This window comes from Bacillus sp. N1(2025), from assembly GCF_053470005.1.
The window spans coordinates 118,195-139,722 of the sequence record NZ_JBLTJB010000002.1 but is presented as its reverse complement, the minus strand read 5'-3'; the positions used below and the strand labels follow the sequence as shown (position 1 = coordinate 139,722).

At 46.3% G+C, this 21,528-nt stretch carries 19 protein-coding genes and 1 riboswitch; of the genes, 8 read left to right on the top strand and 11 right to left on the bottom strand.

What is annotated here, in order from left to right:
* Positions 1-18 precede the first annotated feature (18 nt).
* Positions 19-1,899, bottom strand: a complete 1,881-nt coding sequence (gene htpG, locus ACNFN4_RS05575; RefSeq protein WP_017418536.1) for a molecular chaperone HtpG — start codon at positions 1,897-1,899, stop codon at positions 19-21.
* A 171-nt stretch (positions 1,900-2,070) separates the two neighbouring features.
* Positions 2,071-2,319 carry a hypothetical protein gene (locus ACNFN4_RS05570; RefSeq protein ID WP_446476070.1) on the bottom strand — a complete coding sequence of 83 codons (249 nt, stop codon included), beginning with the start codon at positions 2,317-2,319 and terminating at the stop codon, positions 2,071-2,073.
* A gap of 126 nt (positions 2,320-2,445) precedes the next feature.
* On the opposite strand from ACNFN4_RS05570, the gene ACNFN4_RS05565 reads away from it, so the two are divergent.
* Positions 2,446-3,267, top strand: a complete 822-nt coding sequence (locus tag ACNFN4_RS05565; protein WP_021494664.1) for an SDR family oxidoreductase — start codon at positions 2,446-2,448, stop codon at positions 3,265-3,267.
* Between the two features lie 56 nt (positions 3,268-3,323).
* Here ACNFN4_RS05565 and ACNFN4_RS05560 read toward each other — a convergent pair whose 3' ends face one another.
* The 4 genes from ACNFN4_RS05560 to ACNFN4_RS05545 all read right to left on the bottom strand — a co-directional run bounded on the left by ACNFN4_RS05560 (position 3,324) and on the right by ACNFN4_RS05545 (position 7,626).
* On the bottom strand, positions 3,324-3,923 hold the full coding sequence (locus ACNFN4_RS05560) for a response regulator transcription factor (protein ID WP_007407848.1): 600 nt from the start codon (positions 3,921-3,923) through the stop codon (positions 3,324-3,326).
* Complete coding sequence (locus ACNFN4_RS05555) at positions 3,920-5,056, bottom strand: sensor histidine kinase (RefSeq protein ID WP_021494663.1); 1,137 nt, start codon at positions 5,054-5,056, stop codon at positions 3,920-3,922. The genes ACNFN4_RS05560 and ACNFN4_RS05555 overlap by 4 nt, the downstream gene beginning before the upstream one ends.
* 118 nt (positions 5,057-5,174) lie before the next feature.
* On the bottom strand, positions 5,175-6,224 hold the full coding sequence (locus ACNFN4_RS05550) for a fatty acid desaturase (protein WP_014419303.1): 1,050 nt from the start codon (positions 6,222-6,224) through the stop codon (positions 5,175-5,177).
* Positions 6,225-6,468: 244 nt separating this feature from the next.
* Positions 6,469-7,626 carry a TetR family transcriptional regulator gene (locus ACNFN4_RS05545; RefSeq protein WP_448200049.1) on the bottom strand — a complete coding sequence of 386 codons (1,158 nt, stop codon included), beginning with the start codon at positions 7,624-7,626 and terminating at the stop codon, positions 6,469-6,471.
* Positions 7,627-7,767: 141 nt separating this feature from the next.
* Between ACNFN4_RS05545 and ACNFN4_RS05540 the strand changes: the two genes are divergently transcribed.
* Positions 7,768-9,105, top strand: coding sequence for an aldehyde dehydrogenase family protein (locus ACNFN4_RS05540; RefSeq protein WP_429774420.1), 1,338 nt, complete (start codon positions 7,768-7,770; stop codon positions 9,103-9,105).
* A 36-nt stretch (positions 9,106-9,141) separates the two neighbouring features.
* Here the strand turns inward: ACNFN4_RS05540 and ACNFN4_RS05535 are convergent, their stop codons facing one another.
* Both ACNFN4_RS05535 and ACNFN4_RS05530 read right to left on the bottom strand, forming a co-directional pair.
* Positions 9,142-10,362 carry an outer membrane protein assembly factor BamB family protein gene (locus ACNFN4_RS05535; RefSeq protein WP_419690929.1) on the bottom strand — a complete coding sequence of 407 codons (1,221 nt, stop codon included), beginning with the start codon at positions 10,360-10,362 and terminating at the stop codon, positions 9,142-9,144.
* 130 nt (positions 10,363-10,492) lie between these two features.
* On the bottom strand, positions 10,493-10,912 hold the full coding sequence (locus tag ACNFN4_RS05530) for a DUF5391 family protein (RefSeq protein ID WP_088056360.1): 420 nt from the start codon (positions 10,910-10,912) through the stop codon (positions 10,493-10,495).
* A gap of 142 nt (positions 10,913-11,054) precedes the next feature.
* On the opposite strand from ACNFN4_RS05530, the gene ACNFN4_RS05525 reads away from it, so the two are divergent.
* The 3 genes from ACNFN4_RS05525 to ACNFN4_RS05515 all read left to right on the top strand — a co-directional run bounded on the left by ACNFN4_RS05525 (position 11,055) and on the right by ACNFN4_RS05515 (position 13,136).
* The gene (locus ACNFN4_RS05525; RefSeq protein ID WP_014471266.1) at positions 11,055-11,366 is read left to right on the top strand and encodes an ArsR/SmtB family transcription factor; all 312 of its coding nucleotides are present in this window, start codon (positions 11,055-11,057) and stop codon (positions 11,364-11,366) included.
* Between the two features lie 78 nt (positions 11,367-11,444).
* Entirely contained in the window at positions 11,445-12,611 is a 1,167-nt protein-coding gene (locus ACNFN4_RS05520; protein WP_448200048.1) for an MFS transporter, read from the top strand.
* A 69-nt stretch (positions 12,612-12,680) separates the two neighbouring features.
* Positions 12,681-13,136, top strand: coding sequence for an RDD family protein (locus tag ACNFN4_RS05515; RefSeq protein ID WP_004393190.1), 456 nt, complete (start codon positions 12,681-12,683; stop codon positions 13,134-13,136).
* 36 nt (positions 13,137-13,172) lie between these two features.
* Here ACNFN4_RS05515 and ACNFN4_RS05510 read toward each other — a convergent pair whose 3' ends face one another.
* The gene (locus tag ACNFN4_RS05510) at positions 13,173-13,859 is read right to left on the bottom strand and encodes a VOC family protein (RefSeq protein WP_174747417.1); all 687 of its coding nucleotides are present in this window, start codon (positions 13,857-13,859) and stop codon (positions 13,173-13,175) included.
* Between the two features lie 298 nt (positions 13,860-14,157).
* Between ACNFN4_RS05510 and ahpC the strand changes: the two genes are divergently transcribed.
* Both ahpC and ahpF read left to right on the top strand, forming a co-directional pair.
* A complete protein-coding gene (gene ahpC, locus ACNFN4_RS05505) occupies positions 14,158-14,721 on the top strand; it encodes an alkyl hydroperoxide reductase subunit C (RefSeq protein WP_004393188.1) in 564 nt (187 codons plus the stop codon).
* A gap of 13 nt (positions 14,722-14,734) precedes the next feature.
* Positions 14,735-16,264 (top strand): alkyl hydroperoxide reductase subunit F, encoded by a 1,530-nt coding sequence (gene ahpF / locus ACNFN4_RS05500; RefSeq protein ID WP_007614902.1) that lies wholly within the window; start codon positions 14,735-14,737, stop codon positions 16,262-16,264.
* A 42-nt stretch (positions 16,265-16,306) separates the two neighbouring features.
* Here ahpF and ACNFN4_RS05495 read toward each other — a convergent pair whose 3' ends face one another.
* Positions 16,307-17,539 carry a Fic family protein gene (locus ACNFN4_RS05495; RefSeq protein ID WP_448200047.1) on the bottom strand — a complete coding sequence of 411 codons (1,233 nt, stop codon included), beginning with the start codon at positions 17,537-17,539 and terminating at the stop codon, positions 16,307-16,309.
* A gap of 140 nt (positions 17,540-17,679) precedes the next feature.
* Positions 17,680-19,026 (bottom strand): amino acid permease, encoded by a 1,347-nt coding sequence (locus ACNFN4_RS05490; RefSeq protein ID WP_014419313.1) that lies wholly within the window; start codon positions 19,024-19,026, stop codon positions 17,680-17,682.
* 145 nt (positions 19,027-19,171) lie between these two features.
* A riboswitch (glycine riboswitch) is annotated at positions 19,172-19,252 on the bottom strand.
* Positions 19,253-19,551: 299 nt separating this feature from the next.
* On the opposite strand from ACNFN4_RS05490, the gene fbp reads away from it, so the two are divergent.
* Complete coding sequence (gene fbp, locus ACNFN4_RS05485; protein WP_014419314.1) at positions 19,552-21,477, top strand: fructose-1,6-bisphosphatase; 1,926 nt, start codon at positions 19,552-19,554, stop codon at positions 21,475-21,477.
* Positions 21,478-21,528: the final 51 nt, after the last annotated feature.

The window sequence follows — 21,528 nt, the reverse complement described above, 5'->3', positions numbered from 1 at the left end:
GGCGATTCCTTTTTAGCGTCATACCATGACTTTGCAGATGTCATTCGTAAACTCGACCGGATCATGGATCGGCAGCCCTTCAATCAGAAGCGCCTGATTGTAGAGAAGGTTTGTGTATAATGCAAGCTTTTCCCGATCTTGTCCGTGAGCGTTCTTTAACGTCTCAAACACTTCGTGATTCGGGTTGATTTCCAGCACTTTTTCCGCTTTGACCTGCTGGCTGTCAGGCATGGCGTTCAACACTTTTTCCATTTCGATCGTCACTTCGCCGTCTGTCGCAAAGCAGACCGGATGGGATTTTAAACGTTTCGATGCTCTGACGTTCTTTACTTTATCCGCAAGAATCTCTTTCATGCTTTCGAACAGGTCTTTATATTCGTTCTCTTCGGCTTCAGTCTGCTTTTCATCTTCGTCACTGTCGATGCCTAAGTCGGCGCTGGATACGGATTTGAACTCTTTTTCCTCATAGCTTGTCAGCATTTTGATCGCGAATTCATCAATATCTTCCGTGAAATATAAAATCTCGTAGCCTTTGTCCGCCACCATTTCAGTTTGCGGCAGCTTTTCAATCCGCTCATATGAATCGCCGGACGCGTAATAGATATATTTTTGATCCTCAGGCATTCTGGACACATATTCGTCCAGAGTGACGAGCTTTTTCTCCTTAGATGAATAGAAGAGAAGCAGATCTTTTAATACGTCTTTATTCGCGCCGAAATCATTATAGACACCGAATTTCAGCTGTCTGCCGAAAGATTCATAGAAAGATTCGTATTTTTCCCTTTTGTTCTTCAGCAGGCTCTTCAGCTCGGCTTTGATTTTTTTATTGATGTTTTTCGCAATCAGCTTCAGCTGGCGGTCGTGCTGCAGCATCTCTCTGGAAATGTTCAGCGACAGATCCTCAGAATCCACCATGCCTTTTACAAAGCTGAAATGATCCGGCAGCAGGTCGGCGCATTTGTTCATGATCAGCACGCCGTTGGAGTACAGCTCCAATCCTTTTTCGAATTCCTTCGTATAATAGTCAAACGGCATGTTTTCCGGAATAAACAAAATCGAATTGTAGCGCACCGCTCCATCGACGCTGATATGCACATGGGTCAGCGGTTTATCAAAACCGTAATGCTTCTCGGCGTAAAAAGCCTCGTAATCCTCATCCGTCAGCTCGCTTTTGTTTTTTCTCCAGATCGGCACCATGCTGTTGACCGTCTGTTCTTCCTGAACTTCTTCAAATTCGTTCTCGCTGCCCTCTTTCGGCTTGTTGACCGTCTCTTCCATTTTGATCGGGTAGCGGATAAAATCAGAGTACTTTTTCACGATCGCTTTGATGCGGTAGTTTTCTAAAAACTCATCATAGCTTTCATCTTCTGTGTTTTCTTTTATTTTCAAGGTGATTTCCGTACCGACGGTTTCCTTGTCACACGGCGCGATCGTGTAGCCGGCAGCCCCTTCCGACTCCCATACATACGCCTCGTCACTGCCGAGCGCCTTACTTTTCACCGTGACTTTATCAGCCACCATAAACGCCGCATAAAACCCGACGCCGAACTGGCCGATAATGTCATGGCCATCTTTCGAGTCATTTTCTTGCTTGAAAGCGAGTGAACCGCTTTTCGCAATCGTGCCGAGATGCTGTTCAAGCTCGTCTTTTGTCATCCCGATACCGGTGTCTTTGACGGTGAGCGTTCTCGCTTCTTTGTCCGCCGTCACTTTTATGTAGTAATTGTCTTGATCAAACGTTAATGAATCATCGGTTAACGCCTTGTAATAGATTTTGTCAATCGCATCGCTCGCGTTGGAAATTAACTCGCGGAGAAAAATTTCCTTCTGCGTGTAAATGGAGTTAATCATCATGTCCAGCAATCGCTTGGATTCTGCTTTAAACTTTTTTTTCCGCACTTCAGATCTCTCCTTTAATTATGCTTTGATGTTATGTAAAATCTTTTCAGCATCTATTTATCATATACAGTGACAATTGTCAACTAGCATTAGCAGATGCATATATTGTAAATTTAACATGTTAATGGATTCATTTCACCCATTTTATCAATAAAAAAGAGAGAATGTTGATCATCCTCTCCTATCTGCTTCTTTCCGGCGGCCGAATTCCTTCTTCATCCATATGTATGACGGGTAGAAAAACAAACTAAATAAGATAAGAGATCCCAAGTTTCGCAAAGACTCATGCAGAACATTTCTTACAGTGAGAGGAAATGTGATGTCCTGAAATAGAATAGAGATAACGGTGTAAATCACAAATCCCATAGGAACAATGGCATAACAATAAAACGCTATCTCCTTCTTATGCTGTATCTTCAAAATATGCAAACCTCCAATGATGTATATACATAATATTAACATATTTAATAGGTATTTAGAAACAGACCTCCGTATGTTTATCCCCCTATTCAGCGGGAACAGATATAAAAAAGGAGGAATCGCAATATGGGAAGATTAACAGACAAAACCGCAATCATCACAGGGGCCGCGACAGGCATCGGACAAGCGACGGCACGGATTTTCGCCGATGAAGGCGCCCGCGTGATCTGCGGTGACATCAATGAAAGCGAACTGAATGAAACCGTCAGCGCCATCAGAAAAAACGGTGGAGAAGCAGAAGCCTTTCACCTTGATGTATCAGACGAAGAAAACGTAAAGTCTTTTGCAGACGGCATTCAACGAAAGTACGGAACAATTGATATTCTGTTTAACAATGCCGGTGTTGACCAAGAGGGCGGAAAAGTCCATGAATACCCGGTCGACCTGTTTGACCGGATCATCGCCGTCGATCTGCGCGGCACATTTCTGTGCAGCAAATACCTGATTCCGCTCATGCTCGAAAAAGGAGGCTCCATCATCAACACCTCCTCCATGTCCGGCCGGGCCGCAGACCTTGACCGCTCAGGCTATAACGCCGCAAAAGGCGGAATCACGAACCTGACGAGAGCGATGGCCATTGATTACGCCAGAAGCGGAATCCGCGTCAATTCCTTATCGCCGGGGACGATTGAAACGCCGCTCATTGATAAATTGGCAGGCACGACAGAAGACGAAATGGGCGAAGCGTTCCGTGAAGCCAACAAATGGATCACGCCGCTCGGCCGGCTCGGAAAACCGGAAGAAATGGCAGCCGTCGCGCTCTTCCTCGCTTCAGACGACAGCTCTTACGTAACGGGAGAAGACATCACCGCAGACGGCGGCATCATGGCATACACTTGGCCGGGAAAAATGCTGATTGATAAGAAGTGGAAGGAAGAGACGGAGTGACGGTGAAAAAGAAACAAGCCAGTGCAAAAACACTGGCTGAACAAGCTGAGGGCGGGTTACTTAAACCAGCCCTTTTCCTTTGATCGGGTAATGGCTTCAATTCGATTTTTCACTTCTAGTTTATCCAGGATCATCGAAACGTAATTGCGGACTGTGCCGCTTTTGATGCTGAGGGCGTTGGCGATTTCTTTCGTGTTTTTTCCGTCTGCGACAAGCTCGAGCACCTCTTTTTCCCGTTCGGTCAGCGGGTTTTCTTCACTATAGATGTCCTCCATTAATTCAGGTGCGTAGACGCGTCTTCCTTTCATGACGCTGCGGATGGCGCTGACGAGCTCATCGCTCGGGCTGTCCTTGAGCATGTACCCGCTGACGCCTGCTTTTAGCGCCCGCTGAAAATAGCCGGAGCGGGCAAAGGTCGTCAAAATGATGATTTTCACACCGCTGTCCTTGAGTTCTTCTGCCGCTTCAAGACCTGATTTCCCGGGCATTTCGATATCCATCAGACAGATGTCGGGCGCATGTTTTTCCACGAAATCGATGGCATCCTGGCCGCTTGTGCCTTTGCCGACAACCGTCATATCCTCTTCTAAATTCAACAGCGAACCGAGTGCACCGAGCAGCATTTGCTGATCCTCGGCAATGAAGATGTTGATCATCTGCTACCATCCTTTTCTTTTGATTTTGAATCATTCGGGATTCTCATGGTCAGCTTTGTTCCGGCGGCTGTATCGATGGCTAAACTGCCGTTTGCGAATTCAAGACGTTCCCTCATTCCAAGCAGGCCGTGCCCCTTTGAAAAAAAGCGGTCTTCTTTGCATTGAAAGCTGCCGTCATCTTCCACCGTAATGACAACCTCTTTCCAAAGCTGCTGAATGGTGATGCGGCATACTTTGGCGCCGCTGTGTTTCACGACATTGGTGACGGCTTCTTTTATGCACATGCTGACGATGTTTTCGTTCAGCAGAGAGATATGTTTTGGCGCTTCTTTTTCTTCATACACAAATTCAATTCCTGCCGCTTCAAGAATTTGCCGAACATTGCTGAGCTCATCCTTCAATCGGATGCCTTTCATCGACGAGACGATTTGTCTGACCTCATTTAAGGAGGTGCGGGCCGTCTGCTGCACGCTTTTCAGCTCAGTGCGGGCCTGTTCAGGGTCCTTATATATCAGCTTTCGGGCGAGGTCGCTTTTCAGTCCGATTAAGGAGAGCTTTTGTCCAAGTGTATCGTGAAGGTCCCGGGCGATGCGCTGCCTTTCTTCCAGCTTCACAAGATCGGCGATTCGCTCATTTGCATATTCTAATTTCTCCTCAAGGCGCTCTCTTGCCTTTCTGCTTCGAATGGTGAGCGGGAGCAGGATGGCACTGATCAGTGTAATGACGATAAACGGAATTTGGGTCAAAAACCACCCTTTTTTCAGAACAAGGCTGAAGTTGACGGCAACCGCCGCACTGATGATATGAATGTAATATAAGATGTAAAAAGGAACTTTGTCTCGGATATGGCCGATGAAGTAGGCGATAAAGAAGGCGAAATAAATATAGCTGAACAGCATGACAGAGCCGGTCGAAATGCCGATCAGAAGAAGTGCCCATAAGTAAAGCGGCCAGCCTTTTGCAACAAATGCAAAGCGGTATGCGCCAAAGAAAACAAGTGTGAAAATGATGCCGGCCACGATGACAAAGGTAGAAGAGCTTTTAAAAATAAAATAAAAAGGCAAGATGAAAAAAATCGTCCATATATAAGGAGAAATCCCATTCAGTTTTTGAAATTTAAAATACTTCTTCATCTTTGTTCCACCTTCTGCTGCTTGTGTCTACCATCACTTTATCAAAACACCGCCTTCATTGCATCCTCACGTATGAAGAGAAGGCCCTTTCTGATAAGAGAAAGAGCCGCGCGCCATATCAGGCATTTTTCTTTAAAGGTTCTTTCGGTACCGGTTGGGGCAGCGGTGTTTTCCGCGCCTCCCGAAAGGTGACAAATTGCTTTTCGTCCTCATCCCACAGACGGAATTTCATGGATTCAAGACTTGTTTTAAGCGTAATGGTCGGTACGTTTTTTAAAGGCTCGTGCCCCTCATGAGCGGCTTCCAGCTTGTAGTTCGGCACTTTCGGGCTTAAGTGGTGGACATGATGGTAGCCGATGTTGCCTGTCAGCCATTGCAAAAGCTTCGGAAGCTTGTAAAAGGAGCTTCCTTCTACCGCGGCCTGCACATAATCCCAATGCTCATCGGCTTCAAAATAAGAATCCTCAAACGTGTGCTGAACATAAAAGAGCCAGACGCCGATTGACCCCGAAATAAGGAAAATCGGACCCTGAACAAGCAAAAAGTTTTCCCAGCCGACAAGCAGGCACGTCGCAGCAGCTAATAAGACAATCGCCGCGTTCGTGAAATAGGTGTTCCAGCGCTCCTTGCGGCGGGCGCCTTTTACATTGAAACGGTTTTTAATCAGAAATACGTAAATCGGGCCGAGAATAAACATAATAAACGGATTGCGATAAAGTCTGTAGCGTACTTTTGTCCAAGCTGACGCTTCGTTGTATTCCTTGACGGTCATCATCCAAATATCGCCGGTGCCCCGTTTATCTAAGTTGCTGCTCGTCGCATGATGAATGGAGTGGCTGCGCTGCCATTGAAGGAACGGAAACAGTGTCAGCACACCTGAAATAAACCCGAACAGCCGGTTCAGCTTCTTTTGTTTGAAAAAGGATTGATGGCAGCAGTCGTGGAAAATAATAAAGATTCTTGTCAAAAATCCCGCTGCTATAACAGTAAAGGCGAGGGTCAGAAGATAGGAGACATTGAGGCTGAAGTAAGCAAGAAACCAAAGGGCAAAAAACGGCACAAACGTGTTGAAAAGCTGAATGACACTATGCTTTGTATCGGCGCCGGAAAATGCGGCAACCTGCTTTTTTAAAGACGCTTGTTTTTGAGTTGCGGCGTGATTGATCATGAATGTCATGTCCCTTCTTTTTCATTATGATCCCAAGTATAACGGGGCGCCAGACGCTTTTGTAGTAGCAGCCATCATGCCCCGAATATGACATTTGTCATGTTTGGCGGCAAAATGCTGATCAGGCGTCATATGGAAGGTATCTTTTTTATAAGGGATAAAGCCGGACACTTCATAGCGGCACTTCTCAAAGAAAACAGCAAAAAAGAACCCCGCCTGTTTTCGGAGTTCTTTTTCATCATCCTCACAGCAAAATCACCCGATACTTCTTCACATCCAAAAACTGCAGAAACTCCCGGGCCAGCATGTCCGGCGCGTGGTCTTTTCCTTCATGAAGACGATATTGAATCAAGCCGACGAGCATGGACGCGACATAGTATGCATAGAGTTTTTTGCCCGCCTGAATGTGCAGAGGCTGATGAAGATAAAACGATTGCAGCGCTCTGAACATTTCCGGGATGACGTCAGGCACTCCCGAACCCTCTCTCAGAAAATGGACGATCGGCATGCCGTCCGACAGTGCGGAAAAGAGACGGACGAGCGCGGCTTCCGCTTCTTCCATGGAACAGTCGGCAGGCTCTCCTTTTACCGTCAATAATCCGATCAGATCCCGGCATGATTGATGGATGATCGTTTTCAGCAATGCTTCTTTGTTGGCGTAATGGTCATAAAAAGTGGCACGGCGGAGGTTGCTTTGACGGGCAATATCGGAAATCGTAATCGCCGCGTACTCTTTTTTTTCCGCCATTAAGCCGATCATGGCTTCTTGCAAGGCCTGCCTCGTCCGGGTCACCCGGCGGTCGGCGGGCTTTTTTTCTTCTTGTTCCGGCACCCGGCGGCCGAACAGCCAGTAAAACCGTTTTTGAGAAATCAAATCCCACACCTGTCCGCTGATCGCTTCCGGGGATGCCCCGGGCTCCTCATTCAGCCAGTACAACACAATGGCATACGTATATAAAGCGCGGTAATGAATGTACATATCCTGTTCAGTCGGTGAGAAATCCGCATTGACCGGTGACAGCAGCACATCATGCCGGAACACATCTTTTAAAAAAGCATGAAAGTGAAAATACGGCATTTTATGACGGTCCATCATCGTTTGAAAAAACTCCCGATGCCGGTCAACAAAAGACAGGGTCGGATGCACTTTTTGCCATCCGCCATGTAAATGAAGCACATCTTTATTCTTCAGCGAATCATAAAGCGCTTCGCTCAGCCCTTCTTTCATTTCTTCCGTTATATCTTCTAAAATCGCATATTTATCTTCGTAATAAAGGTACAGTGTCCCCCGGCTCACATGCGACCGTTCGGCGATGTCCTTCATGGTCACACGGCGGATATCCCGCTCTCCAAGCATGGCCAAAAGCGCTTGTTTGATGTCAGTTGTCACAGAATCCGGCATAAGAGACACTCCTTTCATTAGACAGATCACCGCAATTTGTACGGTAACGTATAGATGTGTTTACGCTGTCTTTGCCGCAAAAACACATCACATTATAATAGGCCCTGAAGAAACAAAAAAGCAACCAGAGGAGGAAGACCGATGGATCAGCATATAAAAGCAGACATCAAACGCGTCTTTGAGCTTCAGAAAAAAAATCAAAAAACGCTGCGTGCTTCAACAGCCGGGCAGCGCAGAGAAAAGCTTCAGCGCTTTTTAGATGCCGTCACCGCACATGAAGAAGAAATCATCGAGGCGATCAGACGGGACGTCCGCAAGCCTTATCATGAGGTGAAAAGAGCGGAAACGCAGGGAACGATCAAGGCGATTAAAGATAATATGAACAATCTCGACACCTGGATGGCGCCGAAACGCGTCGGCTCATCCGTCAGCCCCGACGCTGACGGCGTATTAATGTATGAGCCAAAAGGCGTCACCTTAATTCTCGGCCCATGGAATTATCCGTTTATGCTGACGATGGCTCCGCTTGCGGCTGCCATTGCGGCCGGCAACAGCGCGATTGTGAAGCTGTCCGATTTTACGATGGAGACGAGCCATATCGCCGCGACAGTTATTCGCGAGGCATTTCACGAAGAAGAAGTCGCCATTTTTGAAGGTGAGGTCGATGTCGCCACAGAACTTCTCGACCAGCCGTTTGACCACATTTTCTTCACCGGAAGCACGAATGTCGGTAAAATCGTCATGACGGCAGCGGCGAAGCACTTGTCGTCCGTCACGCTTGAGCTTGGCGGAAAGAGTCCGACGATCATCGACAGCGGCTATGATTTGATGGACGCGGCGAAAAAAATCGCCGTCGGCAAATTTGTCAATGCGGGGCAAACATGTATCGCTCCTGACTATCTCCTTATGAAGAAAGAAGTGCAGAGCACCTTTACAGATCTCCTGCAAACCATTGTCAATGCAGGTTTTATGGAGGATGATCATACGGTTGACCGCAACAAATTCACGCAGATTGTCAACGACCGCAACTTTAACCGTGTCAAAGCCCTGTATGATGACGCCATTGAAAAAGGGGCGAAAACGGCGTTCGGCGGCGTATTCGATTCGCATGACCGCACGATTTCTCCGACCGTGCTGACAAACGTCACGCCTGATATGAAGATCATGCAGGAAGAAATCTTCGCACCGATTCTGCCGATTATGAATTACGAAGATATCAGTGAAGCCGTTGATTACATCACTGAACGGGACAAGCCGCTTGCCTTGTATGTATTCAGCCATAATCAGGAGCTGATTGATTATGTTCTGCAGCATACGACGTCCGGCAATGCTTCTGTCAATGATGTCGTCGTTCATTTCACTGACGTCAACCTTCCGTTCGGCGGTGTCAATACGAGCGGGATCGGTTCATATCACGGTGTGTACGGCTTTAAAGAATTTTCTCATGAAAAAGGCGTATTTATTCAAGCCTCTAAATAAAAAAGAATCCGCGCAGATGACGCGGATTCTTTTTTATTATTTTTTTGCTCCGAATGCGAGCAGTTTCGTATAAGTGCCGACATAGAGCGTGCCGTCTTCAGCCAGAACCGGGGAGGAAATGACATTGCTGTCTGTTTGATAGCGCCATTTTTCATTACCGTCAGCGTCAACCGCATAGACATTTTTATCGTCAGAACCGAAGTACACATTGCCGTCCGCATCAATCAGCGGCGCCGTTCTCACAGGCCCGTCCGTATAGAAAGACCAGTTCATATTGCCGGTTTTGCTGATGGAAAACAGCTCGCCGCTTCCGGAACCGATATACACATTGCCGTTATGGTCGATCGCTAATGAAGAGCTGGAGAAACCGTTTAACGGGAACGTCCACTTTACAGCACCCGTTGATGTATAGGCGTATAAGTTGCCGTCCTGGTTTCCGGCGTAAACGGTGCCGTCTCTATCAATAACCGGATAGCCTTTAAACCCGTTGGACGTCGTTTTTGACCATTTCACTTGGCCCGTTCCGGAATTGATCGCGTAAAAGATATTATTGTACGTTGCCGTATACAGCGTGCCGTTTGACGCTAACACGGGAGCGGAACCGACCACGCCGTTTGTTTTAAACTTCCACTTTTGCGTCCATGTCGAAGGCGACGTCGGTTTAATCGCATAGATATAGTTATCCAGCGTCGACACATACAGCGTGCCGTCAGAGCCGATAGCTGCATCGGAACTAGGCGCTCCGCTCAGCGGAACTGATGTTAAAATGGTTCCGGTTTCTTTGTCGATGAAATATAGTTTTTTATCGCGAGAAGGAAGATAAATGACACCGTTTGTTCCGAGCACCGGAGTCAGCGTATAGGTCGTCCCGAGGTTTTCCGTCACCCATTTCACAGTACCGTCCGGATGATACGCGGTCAGCTTCCCGTCTTTTGATTGAATAAATACGGTGCCGTCCCCATCAACCGCGGCTCCCGCACCGTTTTGAGGATTGGCCGGAACATTCTTTTCCCATTTTAATGCGCCATCGGCAGTGCTTGTAAACCGGCTTTCTCTTGACCAGTTGAACATCGTCGGAGACATCGCCTGCGCGTCATACCGTCCCGCCAAGAAACCGGATGCCGCATGATTTTGTTTAAATACCGTTTCCGCAGCTTGAGCAGCCGCCGGATGCAGCCATTTTGCCCCCGGCAGATCAGAAACCGCTCCCACAGATAAAGCCGCAGCAACCGCAGCGCCGGCCGCCAATGTTTTCATTCGCAATGAAGCTGTCTTTTTTTTCAATGTCAGTTCCTCCCGTTTCTATTAAAAGCTGCTATATCACTTTGATCATACCATAATTAACCTATGAAATATTTGTATTTTCGGTAGATTTATAGAACAAATGTCACATAGCCTGCTGATGCTTCGGGGATGATCGAAACGCGGCAATATACCACACCACATTGACGATAAAAGCCGCGCCTGACCAAACGAGAAGGCCGTAATAAAGAGACAGCTCCTGCCCTAAGGAAATTGCGGTCAATAACGTCACCAACAAGACAGCCGCGCAAATGATAAGCCCGATTCCGCAAAAAACGGCCATGATGATTTTCATGACACGAATACCGAGAATATACATAATGAGCGGGACCGCATATATAACAAGGATCTGGCCGACGGCGGCCCACATGCCCGCGGAATTAAAACGATTCGCGTTCGGCCCCGTTTCCGCAAGCGGAGAAAGCGAGACGAGGACCGGCAATAAACAAAACAGCAGAGCGGAAAGCAAGGTCACCGCAACCGTACCTTTTTTCTTTTGATTCATGTGAATATCCTCCTGACAATAACCCGGCTTTTTTACCGGTAATCTGATAATATGTTATATTTTAGCACGATTTTTACTTAATTTGAGAATGTTTTGTCAAAAACGAATTTACAAATCCAGAAAAATAGATATAATAAACGTTATGGAACCGATATTGATTCATAAAGCGTTATCTAACAAAACACGAAGTGATATTATGACGTGGCTTAAACACCCGGAGGACCATTTTGATGAAAAACCTTACCTTGAGCAGGGACTCAGTTTCCGCACCGGAATTTGCGTCGGTGATATTCAGGCAAAGTCGGGGCTTGCGCAGTCCGTCATCTCCAGCTACCTGCTGACCATGCAAAAAGCCGGCCTGCTGGAATCCGAACGAATCGGAAAATGGACCTATTACAGAAGGAATGAAAAACAAATTAAAGCCTTTGCTGACTATGTTCAGCACCAGCTATAACCATGAAAGGAGGGCTTTTTTTGTTCTAACGTATCTATTTTTCTGTATATGTAGTTATAAAAGGAGGCATACATAACAATGAAAAAAAGCAGCTCCATCTTCATTCTGTTTTTGGCATTAGGGGTTTTCGGAATTATCACGACTGAAATGGGCATTATCGGCGTTCTTCCGCAAGTGGCGGACAGATTTCATATTTCTGCTTCAAAAGCGGGGTGGCTTGTCAGCATTTTCGCGTTCATCGTTGCTGTGTCGGGACCGTTTTTAACCTTGCTTGCTTCAGGTATAAACCGGAAATACATTCTGCTTTTGGCGGTGCTGATGTTTGCCGTTTCAAATACGGTCTACGCGTATACGGCGCATTTCAGTGTCATGCTGGCGTTTCGGATCATTCCGGCTTTATGCCACCCGGTGTTCTTTTCTGTAGCGCTTGCGGCCGCGGCCCGGCTTGTCCCCGCCGGCCAATCCGGAAAAGCCGTAACGAAAGTCTTTTCAGGCATCACCGCCGGCTTTGCGTTCGGCGTGCCTTTCACGTCTTATCTGGCGGATCGTCTCTCCCTTGAATCAGCATTCCTATTCGGCGCTATCATCAGTCTTATCGCATTCACAGGTATTCTTCTCTTTTTGCCATCCATGCCGGTCACAGAAAACATGTCTTTCAGAAGCCAGCTCGGCATCCTTCGCAAGCCGGTCTTGTGGCTTAATATCGCTGCCGTCACCTGTCTCTTTGCGGCCATGTTTTCTGTCTACAGCTATTTTGCGGAGTACCTCGGACGGGTGTCCCATATGAACGGCACATGGGTCAGCTTTATGCTGATGAGCTTCGGAGTCATTATGATAGCCGGGAATTTCGTCTTCGGCGCTTTGTTATATAAAAATATGAAAAAGACCGTCATCCTGTTTCCGCTTCTTTATACAGCCGCCTACTTGCTCATATACGGGTTTGGGACGTCTTTCGCGCCGATGGCCGTCCTCGTCTTCGTATGGGGCGCCGTTCATTCCGGCGGGCTCATTGTCAGCCAGACATGGCTTACTGCGGAAGCAAAGGAGGCCCCCGAATTCGGCAACAGCCTGTTTGTCTCTTTTTCCAACCTCGGCATCACCATCGGAACGGCGGCGGGCGGCTGGTTTATTTCCCATTTGGGAATCCATCAGCTGATGTGTTGCGGCATCATGTTTGCCCTTCTGGCTTTCGGGCTGATCATGGGACGCTTGGCATGGGGAAAGAGGCTGCTCGCAGAAGCTTAAGCTCCGTTGCAAAATCCGGAATGATTACGTATAATATTCCAGATTAAAGCAAGGGAGAGAAAATGATACATGGAAAGACCGGCAGGATTTTGGATTCGGTTTCTGGCTTACGTCATTGATCAAATCATCATAGGAATTCCGATTTTTATCATTCAATTTATGGTCTCTTTTTTATTTGCGGCAGGCGTTGCGGCGGCTGACCCCTTCATGACCGAAAATCAGTTTAACATCTCTTTTCTGGTGTTCGGCGTCATCCCGATTCTTGTGAGCTCTTTTGTGATCAGTATTTTATATTTCAGCCTGCTCACGGCCTCAAAGATGCAGGGGACACTGGGAAAAGCATTGCTCGGCCTTAAGGTCGTCAATGAAGATGGCGGACGCATTTCCATCGGCCAGGCCTTCGGACGCGCTTTCGCATATATCATATCTAAGCTCATTCTTTATATCGGATTCATCATGGGCGCCTTCGGAGAGAAAAAAACGCTGCACGACATCATGTGCAGCACCCGTGTTGTCTATAAATAATGACCTCAAGTCCGGGCCTTTTGAGCCCGGGCTTTTTTATGACGGCTGTGCCCGCCTGATGTCAATGCCGCCCTTTCCGTCAGCCTCAATGCGGACCGTCCCGTTCACAATGACAGACAGCGGATGGAACTCCGCATGCTGATCAGAAAAAATCCAGCGGCGCCCGTTCGGCCCTAAAAGCAAAAACGCCCCATCATTGTAATCACCCATAAAATGAAATCTGTTCTCCTTAAGAGGCGCGCCGTCTCTCACCGGTATACCGAAACGCTGCAGCTCCTTCCCGGTCGATACCACCTCGGCAGCCGTCAGATTCACCTCGCCGATATTCAGGACGGACTCAATCGAAAAACGTTCCGCGCTTGCCGGCGATGTGTCTCTCGCGATGAATTCCGCCAGATTGTTGGACGGATCTTTGAAATAAAAGGAACGCGCATGTATATGAGAGAAATACACCTCATCCTCCCCATCTTCCGTTTGAAAAACGACTTTATCCTTTATCCACGCCTTCGCCTCATCAAAACGATTATTCGGAATGTTAAACGCGAAATGATACGTCGGTTGAGAGTGAGAATCGGCGCGCCTGAATTCCAATTCACTTTCTCCCGCCTTGATGGTAAACGAATCACCGGACTCATCAATTAAAGGAAAACCTAACACCCGTCCATAGAAGTGTTTCGTCTCCTCCAACGCACAACTGTACAAAGTAATGTTATTTATTTGCATGATCATACCCCCTTTGGTTTATACTGCCATATAGAGGGGTTAATTCCCACTATTTCGATTCACCAATTGAGAATCCCCCTCTCGCCCGGCGCTACACATGACAAACAGCGCCAAACCGCTTATACCAGGCGTTTTTTAACGTCTGAAGCAAAAAAAGCAGAAAATAATACCCCATATAGCTTGACAAAAAATAAATGTTATTTAATAATCTATATATAATTAGAATTATTATTGAAAGATAAAGTGAATGCTTTGTCTTTTTAATATATTTCAAATCACATTTCAGGAGGAAGATATTATGTCTTTAATCGGAAAAGAAGTACTGCCATTCGAAGCAAAAGCTTTTAAAAACGGTGAATTCATCGATGTAACAAACGAAGATTTGAAAGGTCAATGGAGCGTTTTCTGCTTCTACCCAGCGGATTTCTCTTTCGTTTGCCCGACTGAACTTGAAGATCTTCAAGGACAATACGCTGCACTGAAAGAATTAGGCGTTGAAGTATACTCTGTTTCTACAGATACTCACTTCGTACACAAAGGCTGGCATGACAGCTCTGAAAAAATCGGCAAAATCACTTACGCAATGATCGGTGACCCATCTCAAACGATCTCCCGCAACTTCGACGTTCTTGACGAAGAAACTGGTCTTGCTGACCGCGGAACATTCATCATCGATCCTGATGGCGTGATCCAAACAGTTGAAATCAATGCAGGCGGTATCGGCCGTGACGCAAGCAACCTTGTAAACAAAGTAAAAGCAGCTCAATACGTTCGTCAAAACCCAGGTGAAGTCTGCCCGGCTAAATGGGAAGAAGGCGGCGAAACACTTACACCTAGCCTTGATTTGGTAGGTAAAATCTAAGGAGTGCATTCCATTGGTACTTGATGCAAATATCAAAGCACAATTAAATCAATACATGCAGCTAATTGAGAACGACATTGTTCTCAAAGTAAGCGCCGGTGACGATGACACTTCTAAGGACATGCTGGCTCTTGTTGACGAGCTGGCTTCCATGTCATCTAAAATTTCAGTTGAAAAAACTGAATTAAACAGAACACCGAGCTTCAGCGTTAATCGTACCGGAGAAGACACAGGCGTTACATTCGCCGGTGTTCCTCTCGGCCACGAATTTACATCTTTAGTGCTGGCATTGCTTCAAGTCAGCGGCAGAGCGCCTAAGGCTGATCAAAAGGTCATTGACCAGATTAAGAACATCAGCGGAGAATACCGCTTCGAGTCTTATATCAGCCTGACGTGCCACAACTGCCCTGATGTCGTCCAAGCATTAAACATGATGAGCGTGCTCAACCCGAATATCACACATACAATGATTGACGGCGCGGCATTCAAAGAAGAAGTAGAAAGCAAAAACATTATGGCTGTTCCGACTGTTTTCTTAAACGGTGAATCTTTCGGAAGCGGCCGTATGACCATCGAAGAGATTCTCGCGAAAATGGGCAGCGGCGCAGATGCGTCTGAGTTTGCCGACAAAGAGCCGTTTGACGTTCTTGTTGTCGGCGGCGGACCTGCCGGCGCAAGCGCGGCGATCTACACGGCGCGTAAAGGCATCCGCACCGGTGTCGTCGCTGAACGCTTCGGCGGCCAGGTACTCGACACCATGAGCATCGAAAACTTCATCAGCGTCAAAGCGACTGAAGGACCGAAGCTCGCTGCAAGCCTTGAAGAGCACGTGAAAGATTATGATATTGACGTCATGAACCTTCAGCGCGCGAAACGCCTTGAGAAAAAAGACCTCTTCGAACTTGAACTTGAAAACGGCGCTGTACTGAAAAGTAAAACAGTGATCCTTTCAACAGGTGCCCGCTGGCGCAATGTCAACGTACCTGGTGAGCAAGAGTTCAAAAACAAAGGTGTTGCATACTGCCCGCACTGTGACGGACCATTGTTTGAAGGCAAAGACGTAGCCGTTATCGGCGGCGGAAACTCCGGAATCGAAGCGGCGATTGACCTTGCAGGTATCGTCAATCACGTGACTGTGCTGGAATTCGCGCCTGAACTGAAAGCAGACGAAGTCCTGCAAAAACGTCTTTACAGCCTGCCAAACGTCACTGTGCACAAAAATGCACAAACGAAAGAAATCACAGGCGATCAAAACGTAAACGGCATTACGTTCGTTGACCGTGAAACAGGCGAAGAAAAACACGTTGAACTCCAAGGTGTATTCGTCCAAATCGGTCTCGTGCCTAATACAGAATGGTTAGACGAAACTGTCGAACGCAACCGCATCGGCGAAATCATCGTCGATAAGAGCGGCGCGACAAGCGTTCCCGGCCTATTTGCCGCAGGGGACTGCACAGACGGCCCGTACAACCAAATCATTATCTCCATGGGATCAGGTGCAACTGCCGCTTTAGGCGCATTTGATTATTTGATCCGGAATTAATGTGAAAGCCGCCATTCATATGGCGGCTTTTTTAAATATGAATTAAGAAGGCAGTATCTCCTCTAAACAATCCTCGCTGATTTTATAAGATTTTGGCCTTCTGCTTACCAGCTCAACAAATCCTTGCTGTTCTAAATAATCCATTACTCTGTTAATTTTATGTCTCGATTTATTTGAGAGCTCCATTAAATCTTGCACCGACAGCGTAACCTGATCATTTACAAATACATTAATCGTGATAATGATATTAAAAATATCACGTTCATCCTTATAATCAGCCCATTGATCGCTATCAATATAGTTCCTAATTCGTTTCAGTTTCATTAAATTAAATTCAAGATCCTCAATAATCCCTTTTTGACCTGACAGAAGCAATTCCAGCATATCCATTAAATAAAAAGTCAGCTCTCCCCGGTTTAAAGGTGCGGGAATTTCCTCTAATGCCTTATAATACTTATCTTTGTTCTTATTAACTGCGTAAGAAAAAGTGATGGCTGAATATTTTTCTAAGTATCGGGACAAATAACTCCCAACGATAAGGCGTCCTGTTCTTCCATTGCCGTCATAAAAAGGATGAATGTATTCATAGTAGTAATGAGCTGTCATGTAACGATACAGCTGGGGATGTGTTTCATCATGAAGATAAGCAATTAAAGCCTCAAGCGCTTTTGTTATCTTCTGTTCAGAATTAACGCCGATATGGGTCGTCATGTTCCCATCGTTCACTTCAACATAGCCTTTTCTGAATAGCTCACCATCCGGCGCATCTTCTGCTCCGATTTCATCTGCGACCAGCTCGTCATATAATTCCCTAAAGTCATGAATGCTTGTAAACGACGGAATTCGGTCTATAAATTGATATGTTTTCATCAATCCGACAAACCGCTTATGTGAGGGCTCGGATTGTTCTAACGCTTTAAGAGCCTCTTTCAATTCTTTTTTTGTACTGCGAATTCCTTCAATTTCATTATTACTCTGTGCTTCATTAATAATTAATTTATCAAAATAAGGTTTGACGGCAAATTCGGGGAGCTGACTGATAAGGGATGAAATTTTGGAACTGTTTAACAACACTTCATTATTCAGCTTCATGAGTTTATGTGTATTCACATAGAATAACTCAAATGAATCGCCCGTGGGTCGGCCTTTTCGGAACCCCCGTATGTTTAATGATGTTGAATAACTGCCATAGCTGCTTGTTCTCTTTTTACATTCTTTCTCATATGAATCAGCATCCATTTTATAAAAAAGCTTAGATAACTTCTCATACTTCATATTATCACCTCGCTTAATTTAAATTCATACACTTTTTTAAAATTATACAATCATTATAGCCTGATTTCTAACAAATATTCTCGCTTTCCAAACAAAACAAAAAACGGCATACTGCATGGCAGTACACCGTCTGAAGCAATTCAATCTGTCTTTCTCCCTCTCGCCCGATAGATAAGAAATAATCCAATAAACCACAGCGGCGTCAGCAGCAAAGCCGGGCGCGTTGCATCCGCAAACAGCATAATCACCAGAATGACGGCAAACAGCGCCAGCACGGCGTAATTGATAAACGGCGCAAACGGCGCCTTGAAAGACGAGCTTGCGTGTAAGTCCGGACGGGTTTTTCTGTATCTGATATGACAGACAAGAATCACGCCCCACACCCAAATGAAACAAATCGCGCTGATGGTTGTCACGATGCCAAAGGCCGCTTCCGGTATCAATTTGCTTAAAAGAGCGCCGGCTGACAGCACAATAACCGATATCCATAATGCGCGGCTCGGCACATGATTTTTATTCAGCTTCGCAAAACTTGCAGGCGCCTGTTTCGTTTTGCTTAAGTTATACAAAATCCGGCTTGTTGAAAACATCCCGCTGTTACAAGCAGAAGCAGCAGACGTTAATACGACAAAATTAATGATTCCCGCGGCTAACGGGATGCCGACCAGACTGAAGGTCTTCACAAAAGGACTTTCCGCCGCATTCAGCTGCATCCACGGGTTAATACATAAAAGAATGAGCAATGCCCCGACGTAGAAAAATAAAATCCGCAATGGAATTTTATTGATAGCGGACGGAATATTTTTTTTCGGATTTGACGTTTCCGCCGCCGACACACCCACTAATTCCACACCGACATAGGCGAAGATCACCATCTGGAACGAAAGCAAAAAACCTGAAAGTCCGTTCGGAAACAAGCCGCCGTGCTCCCACAGATTCGCCGCTGAAACCGTTCCGGTATGCGTTTTGAACCCAATCACCAGCAGAACCACACCGATGACAATTAACGCGAGAATCGTGACTACCTTAATTAAGGCGAACCAAAACTCCAATTCTCCAAAAATCTTAACCGTTAACAGATTAAGCCCTAATAAAATGAGCAAACAGATAAGTGCCGGAATCCACTGCGGAATATCAAACCAATATTTCACATACACACCGACGGCGATCACATCCGCCATAGCCGTCATAATCCAGCAAAACCAGTAGGTCCAGCCGGTGACAAACGCTGCACGCGGCCCTAAATACGCCTCGGCAATATCCGTTAATGATTGGTAGCCCGCTTTAGATAACAGCAGTTCTCCCAGCGCCCGCATGACGAAAAAAAGCGCAATACCTACAATAAAATACGCAAAGATGATAGAAGGACCCGCCAGCTGAATCGCCTTACCGGACCCTAAAAACAATCCGGTGCCGATCGTGCCGCCAATGGCGATCAGCTGCACGTGCCGATTCGATAAGTCCCTCTTTAGCTCTCGCTGCTCCACATCTGACTCCTCCTTACCTCTCTAGTGAACGACGAGCAAAAAAAGCCAATAAAAAAAGAGATTGGATGCCCTCCAATCTCATGGTCATAAGAATATCAAATTATATTTGCGCCGCTGACAATCAACAGCATGACAAATACATATTCGGTACTCTTCTGTCCTTTTGCCTGAGATTGTGAACCCTTCGGCGCCGCGGAAAACCCGCGGTCTCTCCAGAAGCCGCTCCTGCTGTAGTGCGACCCACAGCAATCATAGCCTGCTACGTATTGAGTTTCTGATAGAAATACCTATCAGCTAACTTTTTATTCTAATGGAAGTTGAATTCATTGTCAATAGGGGGATGAGCTTCACGGCGTTATCCCGGTCCAATTTTCGATGCCTGAAGCGCCGTATTTTCCGTTTTCATTGTCTCAAAAAGGCGTTATGCGGTACTATCATATAAGGTCTAACAATTTAAACATTATGTCATACTTTAAATTCACCTTACCATACAATTGCTCGTAAATAAAAAGGGGATGGACGAGATTGGAAACGAAATATTTAGATCTGCTCGCACAAAAATACGATTGTGAAGAAAAAGTGGTCACGGAAATCATTAATCTGAAAGCGATACTGAACCTGCCGAAAGGAACCGAGCATTTCGTCAGTGATCTGCACGGGGAGTATCAGGCATTCCAGCACGTGCTGCGGAACGGTTCAGGAAGGGTAAAAGAGAAGATCCGCGATATTTTCAGCGGCGTCATTTACGATAGAGAAATTGATGAGCTGGCGGCTTTGGTCTATTATCCTGAGGACAAACTGAAGCTGATCAAACATGACTTTGATACGAAAGAGGCACTAAACGAGTGGTATAAAGAAACGATTCATCGGATGATTAAGCTCGTTTCTTATTGTTCTTCCAAGTACACCCGCTCCAAATTGCGCAAAGCGCTGCCCGCCCAATTTGCTTATATTTCCGAAGAGCTTCTGTACAAAACAGAACAAGCCGCCAACAAGGAACAATACTATTCCGAAATCATAGAACAGATCATTGCGCTCGGCCAGGCCGATAAGCTCATCACCGGTCTTGCCTACAGCACGCAGCGATTAGTGGTCGACCATCTGCATGTTGTCGGCGATATTTACGACCGCGGACCGCAGCCGGATAAAATCATGGAAGAACTGATCAACTATCATTCAGTGGATATTCAATGGGGGAATCATGATGTTCTCTGGATAGGCGCTTATTCCGGCTCAAAAGTATGCCTGGCAAACATTATCCGCATCTGTGCCCGCTATGACAATCTGGATATTATTGAAGACGTTTACGGCATCAATCTGAGACCGCTATTGAACCTTGCCGAAAAATATTACGATGATAACCCGTCTTTCCGCCCGAAAGCGGACGAAAACAGACCGGAAGATGAGATTAAACAAATCACAAAAATTCATCAGGCGATCGCGATGATCCAATTCAAGCTTGAGAGCCCGATTATTAAGAGACGGCCGAACTTTAATATGGAGGAACGTCTGTTACTGGAAAAGATTGATTATGATCGCAATGAAATCACGCTGAACGGAAAAACATATCAACTGGAAAACACCTGCTTTGCGACGGTGAATCCTAAACAGCCTGACGAGCTGTTAGAAGAAGAAGCAGAAGTCATGGACAAGCTGCTGTTCTCTGTTCAGAACTCCGAAAAGCTGGGCCGCCATATGAATTTTATGATGAAAAAAGGCAGCCTTTATTTAAAATATAACGGCAACCTGTTGATTCATGGCTGTATTCCCGTCGATGAAAACGGCAGCATGGAAACGATGATGATAGAGGATAAAGCTTATGCGGGCCGTGAGCTGCTCGATGTATTTGAACGGTTCTTACGAGAAGCCTTCGCCCATCCGGAAGAAACCGATGATCTGGCGACAGATATGACTTGGTACTTATGGACAGGCGAATACTCTTCCCTCTTCGGAAAACGCGCCATGACAACCTTTGAGCGATACTTCATTAAAGAGAAGGAAACGCATAAAGAAAAGAAAAATCCGTATTACTATTTGCGTGAAGACGAAGCAGCCTGCCGAAACATCCTGAAGGAATTCGGCCTCAACCCGGATCACGGCCATATCATCAACGGCCATACACCGGTAAAAGAAATCGAAGGCGAAGATCCGATCAAGGCAAACGGAAAAATGATCGTCATCGACGGCGGCTTCTCCAAAGCCTACCAATCCACAACAGGCATCGCCGGCTACACACTCTTATACAACTCTTACGGCATGCAGCTCGTCGCCCATAAACACTTTAACTCTAAGGCCGAAGTGCTGAGCACCGGAACCGACGTCTTAACAGTGAAACGATTAGTCGACAAAGAGCTGGAGCGGAAGAAAGTGAAAGAAACAAACGTCGGTGAAGAACTGATGAAAGAAGTGGCGATTTTGGAGAAACTGCGGGAGTATCGGTATATGAAGTGAAGAATATGGAGTTCAGAGATGATTCTCTGGGCTCTTTTTTTTACGGTTACG

Excerpts from the sequence above, each read along its gene's own strand:
- ACNFN4_RS05565 (WP_021494664.1), top strand. The coding sequence starts at position 2,446 with ATGGGAAGATTAACAGACAAAACCGCAATCATCACAGGGGCCGCGACA.
- ACNFN4_RS05560 (WP_007407848.1), bottom strand. The coding sequence starts at position 3,923 with ATGATCAACATCTTCATTGCCGAGGATCAGCAAATGCTGCTCGGTGCA.
- ACNFN4_RS05555 (WP_021494663.1), bottom strand. The coding sequence starts at position 5,056 with ATGAAGAAGTATTTTAAATTTCAAAAACTGAATGGGATTTCTCCTTAT.
- ACNFN4_RS05550 (WP_014419303.1), bottom strand. The coding sequence starts at position 6,224 with ATGATCAATCACGCCGCAACTCAAAAACAAGCGTCTTTAAAAAAGCAG.
- ACNFN4_RS05545 (WP_448200049.1), bottom strand. The coding sequence starts at position 7,626 with ATGCCGGATTCTGTGACAACTGACATCAAACAAGCGCTTTTGGCCATG.
- ACNFN4_RS05540 (WP_429774420.1), top strand. The coding sequence starts at position 7,768 with ATGGATCAGCATATAAAAGCAGACATCAAACGCGTCTTTGAGCTTCAG.
- ACNFN4_RS05535 (WP_419690929.1), bottom strand. The coding sequence starts at position 10,362 with ATGAAAACATTGGCGGCCGGCGCTGCGGTTGCTGCGGCTTTATCTGTG.
- ACNFN4_RS05530 (WP_088056360.1), bottom strand. The coding sequence starts at position 10,912 with ATGAATCAAAAGAAAAAAGGTACGGTTGCGGTGACCTTGCTTTCCGCT.
- ACNFN4_RS05525 (WP_014471266.1), top strand. The coding sequence starts at position 11,055 with ATGGAACCGATATTGATTCATAAAGCGTTATCTAACAAAACACGAAGT.
- ACNFN4_RS05520 (WP_448200048.1), top strand. The coding sequence starts at position 11,445 with ATGAAAAAAAGCAGCTCCATCTTCATTCTGTTTTTGGCATTAGGGGTT.
- ACNFN4_RS05515 (WP_004393190.1), top strand. The coding sequence starts at position 12,681 with ATGGAAAGACCGGCAGGATTTTGGATTCGGTTTCTGGCTTACGTCATT.
- ACNFN4_RS05510 (WP_174747417.1), bottom strand. The coding sequence starts at position 13,859 with ATGCAAATAAATAACATTACTTTGTACAGTTGTGCGTTGGAGGAGACG.
- ahpC (WP_004393188.1), top strand. The coding sequence starts at position 14,158 with ATGTCTTTAATCGGAAAAGAAGTACTGCCATTCGAAGCAAAAGCTTTT.
- ACNFN4_RS05495 (WP_448200047.1), bottom strand. The coding sequence starts at position 17,539 with ATGAAGTATGAGAAGTTATCTAAGCTTTTTTATAAAATGGATGCTGAT.